The sequence below is a fragment of the Coleofasciculus sp. H7-2 genome, assembly GCF_042747725.1.
GTDB lineage: Bacteria > Cyanobacteriota > Cyanobacteriia > Cyanobacteriales > FACHB-T130 > FACHB-T130.
The window spans coordinates 1-5,326 of sequence record NZ_JBHZGO010000079.1 but is presented as its reverse complement, the minus strand read 5'-3'; the positions used below and the strand labels follow the sequence as shown (position 1 = coordinate 5,326).

Below are 5,326 nucleotides of genomic sequence, written 5' to 3'. Positions count from 1 at the left end.
TCAGCTTTTAGAACAGCTATATCCTATCGGTTTGTCCGTTGGCTTCAGGAGAATACTGACGTATTTGCCTTACACCTAGCCCATTTAGGGCTTGTTTGGGCTTGAACAAAGTTCAAGTCCCGTTAGTGAATGTCCAGTCCCAAAAAAAAGCCGTGGTTTCCCACAGCTTCAAGATGTGTGCGTTTAATGAAACTGTTGCCTCTTAGTCGCGGCTATTGAAAGCGATCAGCAACCGCAGAATGAAAATGAACAAATTGATGTAAGTCAGGTACATCGACAAAGCAGCAGGCAGATATTGGTCATCGCGGTAAGCGCGGGGCAGGATATAGAAATCCACCACAGCAGCACCGGCAAACAAAAACACGCCAATGCCAGAAATGGCAATTTCTAGCCAGGTGGGTGTATAGACACCAAATAAAGACAGCAGCAGCTGACCCACTAGCACAACAACTAGGGCAATAATGCCTAGCTGTACTGTTTTAGTCAGAGCCATGCCATCTTGCTCCGAGAGATTGGAGCCAATCTGTCGTGCAGCAATAAAGGTAACGCCACAGCCGAGGGCAGCAAAACCAATTCCTTGCAAACCGACCCCAGATGTCCTCAGAGCCACATATATCAATCCGCTCAGTGTATAGCCCGACAATAGGCTGTAGGTAGCTAGGAGGGGCAGAGCAAGGCTTTTCTTGCCATTAACGGCAACGTTTTGGGCAACGAAGAAAAGGGCGAATTCTGCAATCAGGGCAACCCAGAAAGTTGGCATGAATAGCTCTGGGTTGGAACGGAGAACGCCAAGACCCCCGTAGGTGCCAAGTGCGGTTAAGACCAGCCCAGCGCCTACATAGGGAAGGGCATTGGCAATAACATTGGGGCCAACGAGTGCGTGATTTTTAGCCTCACGCATCGCTTGACGGAAGTTGCTGGTGTTACTCATGGGACTTCCTCAGAAATATTACGAGTCATTTACAGAACGCGATCGCCAGTCTAATTCAATTGTGACGTAGAGCCGAAGTCCTCTGCTAGTGGGTTCCACGAAGCAAGCTCTTGCAGTTTGTTTTTAAAGCAAGGAGTAGTTTTTGGCTACATCAAACTGCAACTTACGTATATATGCTGACATTCCTGGACAGGCTCTCTGTGAGTTCCGTAATCCAACGATGGTTGTCGAAAGCGCCTATACAGAAAATGAATTCAGTTAGACGAAATGAAGAGATAGCGATTTCCCAATTTCCCAAACGGGGTGGTTTTACAGAGGCTTTGACAATGGCGACTCAATCTTCTTGCAGCTCCGATTCGATGGAACTTTTGATTGCTTACTATAAAAATCCATCAGTTGAAGTTCGCAATCAACTGGTGCAGTTGAATGCTGGACTGGTTCGGAAGATGGCTCATCGAGTCAGTTATCAGTGTGCGGAACCTTATGAAGATTTGGAACAACTCGGCTATCTCGGTTTGATTCGGGCGATTGAGCGATTCGATCCCCATCAAGGCTTTGCTTTTAGTTCCTTTGCGGTTCCTTACATTCGCGGTGAGATGCTGCATTATTTACGCGACAGGGGCGGCGTGATGAAGATGCCTCGTCGGTGGCAGGAAATCCAGCAGGAAGGACAAAAGGCGCGGAAAGAGTTGGCACAAACTTTAGGGCGATCGCCAAAAGAAGCTGAAATTGCCCAAGCAATTAAAGTATCCCTAGAAGACTGGAGTGAAAGCAAGGTTGCGGCTCAAAACTGCCGACCATTAAGTTTAGATAGTGTCGTTTTTGAGCAGTCTGACTTTCAGATTACGTTGGCGGAGACACTGCCTGACCCTCGCTATCAATCTTGGCAAAGTCAAGAAGAAGAACGGCAAGAGCTGGAAGGGGCGATGAGTCATTTGGACAACAAAACTCAAGCTGCAATTGAATTAGTGTTGGTACGCGATCTTCCTCGGAAAGAAGCGGCTAAGCGAATTGGTGTCAGCCCCATGACGGTGACACGGCATCTTCAAAGAGGAGTTGAGCAGTTGGTATCGCTGTTGCAACCTCAATCAACCGAGCGTTTGGCTAGCTAGAGACTTCCTAGAAAGAATCAAAGCAAGACGGCTTGCTTGGGAAGTAGTCGCCAGTTAAAAATTAGTAGAGAGTTTGTAGGGTGGGTTATGCCACCCTATTTTTTAGGTGACATAACGCCTAAAGGCGTCCCGCTACTTCCCCAACGCTACCACCGCATTCTGCCCCCCGAAACCAAAGCTAAAACAAAGCACCTGTTGAATTTCACCTTGACGCGGGACTGTGACTAAATCCAAATCAAATTCTGGTTCCTTCAAACCCACACACGGCGGCAATATCTGATGCTTCAATGCCATTAGAGAGAAAGCGACACCCAAAGCTCCCGATGCTCCCAGTGTATGACCTGTGGCTCCCTTAGTAGAACTGACCGGCACCGTTTGGGGAAAGAGATACTGAATCAAGTGTGCCTCATTTTGGTCGTTGAGCTGGGTAGCGGTACCGTGAGCGTGAATGTAATCAATGTCTGCAAGGGAAAGGTGGCTGCGATCGCAACATTGCTTGACCGCCGCGATCGCGCTCCGACTTCCCGGTTCTGGCGCATTTGCATGATAAGCGTCAGATGTCAAGCCAAATCCCAGCACTTGTCCATAAATCTGTGCTGAACGACGCTTTGCCAATTCTGCGGATTCCAATACGAAGACCGCTCCTCCCTCTGCCAAAACTAAGCCTTCCCGCCGCCGCTCGAAAGGATAAGCGCCCGTTTGAGCTAAAGCGCCCATCTGCTGAAACCCAGTCAGCGTCAGCGGTGTAATCGGTGCTTCCACTGCCCCAGCAATGACTCGCTGACATTGCCCAGTTTCCAAGAGCGAAACTGCTTGCGCGATCGCCCAAATTCCAGTTGCACAAGCCGCCATTGGTGCCAAGACAGACCCAGTTGCCCCGATTTGACGAGCGGCTGCGATCGCATTCATGTGCGGCAGCGTCTCCAAAAAAGCCTGCGTCGGCAGGCTTTGTTTGTCTAGCCGCGACTTTAGTCGTTCGGCATCTAGATAAAACTCCCGCGCCAATTTCTCCCAAGATGCCTGATAAGAGCGACTCGAACCAATTACGACTCCACAGTCGGGCAAAGGCGAAACCAAACCAGCATCTTCCAGTGCCATTGCGACAACCCGCTGAGTCAGGGTTGCTAACTCAGCGGGTTGTTTCCCGATCAGTCCTAAGGGTCGGGGTGCGAGTTCTGGAAAGGGTTGATACAACTGAATGCCAGCTTGACCGGCGATTAAACGTTGCCAGCTGGTCTGTAAGCTGTTACCCAAAGCTGAGACTAAGCCAATCCCAGTAACGACAATCTCCACCGATTACCCAGCTAATAGCAAATTGCTATTTCTTGAGATTTTCCTCACCTTTTGTCACCTTAGCCGATTCAATGCGATCGCCCTGCTGAATCTTGTCAACTACCTCCATCCCCTTAGTGACATAGCCAAAAACAGCATAGTCACCATCCAAGAATGGCAAATCGGCTAAAGCAATGTAAAACTGCGACGAAGCCGAGTCGGGTAAAGATGAGCGAGCCATTGCTACAGCGCCACGAGTATGTCGCAACTGCGGGGGTTCAGAAACACCTGCGCTTTTGAGCGTCTCACTGAGAACGGGTTTTTCCGCCCCTTTCGGCTTAATTTCTAGGGGAATATAACGCGCTTGACCCGTCGCTGGATCGATAAAACCACCCATCCCCAGACGTTCTGTGGGCACATTCGGGTCTTTACTTTGCGGATCGCCACCCTGGGCAACAAAGGGTTGCGGTTGCCGCACTACGCGGTGAAACACCAGTCCGTTGTAGACACCTCTTTGAACTAAATCGACGAAATTACCAGATGTAATCGGGGCATTAGTGCCATCGACTTCAATCGTAATTGGCGAACCTTTAACCGTCATAACTACGGTGGCTTTCCCTTCTAAGCGGGGCAAACTGCTTGTTTTGGGACTACTCGCTGGAGTGGCAGGTGCTGAGGGGCTGGTATCCGAGGAAGTAGCCTGATCGGTGGTACATCCCCCCAACATCAGTCCTGCGATCGCAAAAAGTAATATAAACCAGTGCCGGATTTGTATCTGCATTTTCATTTCACCTAATTGGTAGCCAGAGCTACTGAATCATCTTATGCAGATATGGGATGGCTCAACCAAGAATTGTTAGAGACCTTCGATGGGCACTTCCAAGAAACGAGCCAGTTGGGCACCCTGATTTTCCAGCTCTGACAAGGGTAGCGGTTCTCCAACTCGCGTCAGGGGAATGTCGCGGCGTCCCTTGACGCGCAGATAAACCGACCGGCGTGGGTTGAGACCTTCTTTAATTTCCACTCGAATTGCTTGGACATCTTGTATGCGACAGCCGAGTTCAATTTGGCGGTTTTTACCGAGAAAGCCCCATCGAAAGATGCGAATATATCCGGTTTCTTGATTAAACTCGTTGTAACCGCCCCCTACGTCTAAAATAATCATCATCCATAGATAGAGCGCTACGAGTAAACCGGCAAAGCCGTAAAATCCCATTACCACCCCTTGAGGGATAAAAAGTAACTTGGTGGGGTCAGCAAAGGGTAGCAGATTGACTTTTAGGTAACTGGAAATTCCAGCCAATAAAAAGCCTGTAGCTCCCAAGGAGACTACGGTTGCCCACCAATAGTTACTCAAGCGACGAGAGCCTAAAATCTCTTGACGGAGAACGCGGTTAGTTGTGGATGTTGTCGGTGCAGCCATGAAAGAAAACTCTGTGTTCGCCAAAGTTGTTAAGGAAAGTTTTTAAGAGCGGTCTGATTCAGATTATCTAGCTTCCCAGGGATTTATGCTATTGATTTAGCAATCTAACTGAGCCAGAGATTAATGAGAAGTACGTGTCAGATTGTAAAAATTCTGATATTTTCTTATCATAGAGGACACGCGCTAGAACCCTAAGGTTTTACTCTGAGGACAAAGAGCGCCCCATTCCCAAATAACAGTAGCCTGAAACCTGGCAACAGGGCGACAGGTTAGTGGAAATTGACACGCAGGGGAATCAAGCGAGTGTGTCTATTGAAGACAGAACCCGGCAAACTTCTCCAGAAAAATCCCACTACTGTCTGGCGTGGGTCGTGTCAAATAAATAATGTTAATTGCTCAAGTTCAGACGATTTGACGCAATAGTAAGAGGATTTGAAATGACCATTGCAGTCGGACGCGCACCAAGTTCAAGAGGGTGGTTTGATACCATCGACGACTGGCTCAAGCGCGATCGCTTCGTATTTGTCGGCTGGTCCGGTCTACTGCTATTCCCCTGCGCCTATCTAGCGCTAGGCGGCTGGCTCACCG

General features: G+C 49.0%; 5 protein-coding genes and 1 pseudogene. 2 read left to right on the top strand and 4 right to left on the bottom strand.

Translation table 11 applies throughout. From position 1 onward, the window contains the following. Positions 1 to 202: 202 nt before the first annotated feature. Positions 203 to 931: a Bax inhibitor-1 family protein gene (locus ACFW2W_RS15370; protein ID WP_378179640.1), complete on the bottom strand. Its 729-nt coding sequence runs from the start codon at positions 929 to 931 to the stop codon at positions 203 to 205. Between the two features lie 326 nt (positions 932 to 1,257). On the opposite strand from ACFW2W_RS15370, the gene ACFW2W_RS15365 reads away from it, so the two are divergent. Beyond that, a complete protein-coding gene (locus ACFW2W_RS15365; protein ID WP_378179642.1) occupies positions 1,258 to 2,043 on the top strand; it encodes an RNA polymerase sigma factor SigF in 786 nt (261 codons plus the stop codon). Between the two features lie 132 nt (positions 2,044 to 2,175). Here the strand turns inward: ACFW2W_RS15365 and ACFW2W_RS15360 are convergent, their stop codons facing one another. The 3 genes from ACFW2W_RS15360 to ACFW2W_RS15350 form a co-directional block, all read right to left on the bottom strand. Beyond that, complete coding sequence (locus ACFW2W_RS15360; RefSeq protein ID WP_378179637.1) at positions 2,176 to 3,336, bottom strand: beta-ketoacyl-ACP synthase; 1,161 nt, start codon at positions 3,334 to 3,336, stop codon at positions 2,176 to 2,178. 25 nt (positions 3,337 to 3,361) lie between these two features. Further along, a complete protein-coding gene (locus ACFW2W_RS15355) occupies positions 3,362 to 4,096 on the bottom strand; it encodes a peptidylprolyl isomerase (protein ID WP_378179634.1) in 735 nt (244 codons plus the stop codon). Positions 4,097 to 4,171: 75 nt separating this feature from the next. Next, the gene (locus ACFW2W_RS15350; protein WP_378179631.1) at positions 4,172 to 4,738 is read right to left on the bottom strand and encodes a photosystem I assembly protein Ycf4; all 567 of its coding nucleotides are present in this window, start codon (positions 4,736 to 4,738) and stop codon (positions 4,172 to 4,174) included. A 437-nt stretch (positions 4,739 to 5,175) separates the two neighbouring features. On the opposite strand from ACFW2W_RS15350, the pseudogene ACFW2W_RS15345 reads away from it, so the two are divergent. Beyond that, positions 5,176 to 5,326, top strand: a pseudogene (locus ACFW2W_RS15345) (photosystem II D2 protein (photosystem q(a) protein)); the annotation flags it as partial.

What these genes read in the sequence shown, in the direction of transcription:
- ACFW2W_RS15365 (WP_378179642.1), top strand. Translation starts at nt 1,258, where the DNA reads ATGGCGACTCAATCTTCTTGCAGCTCCGATTCGATGGAACTTTTGATT.
- ACFW2W_RS15370 (WP_378179640.1), bottom strand. Translation starts at nt 931, where the DNA reads ATGAGTAACACCAGCAACTTCCGTCAAGCGATGCGTGAGGCTAAAAAT.
- ACFW2W_RS15350 (WP_378179631.1), bottom strand. Translation starts at nt 4,738, where the DNA reads ATGGCTGCACCGACAACATCCACAACTAACCGCGTTCTCCGTCAAGAG.
- ACFW2W_RS15355 (WP_378179634.1), bottom strand. Translation starts at nt 4,096, where the DNA reads ATGCAGATACAAATCCGGCACTGGTTTATATTACTTTTTGCGATCGCA.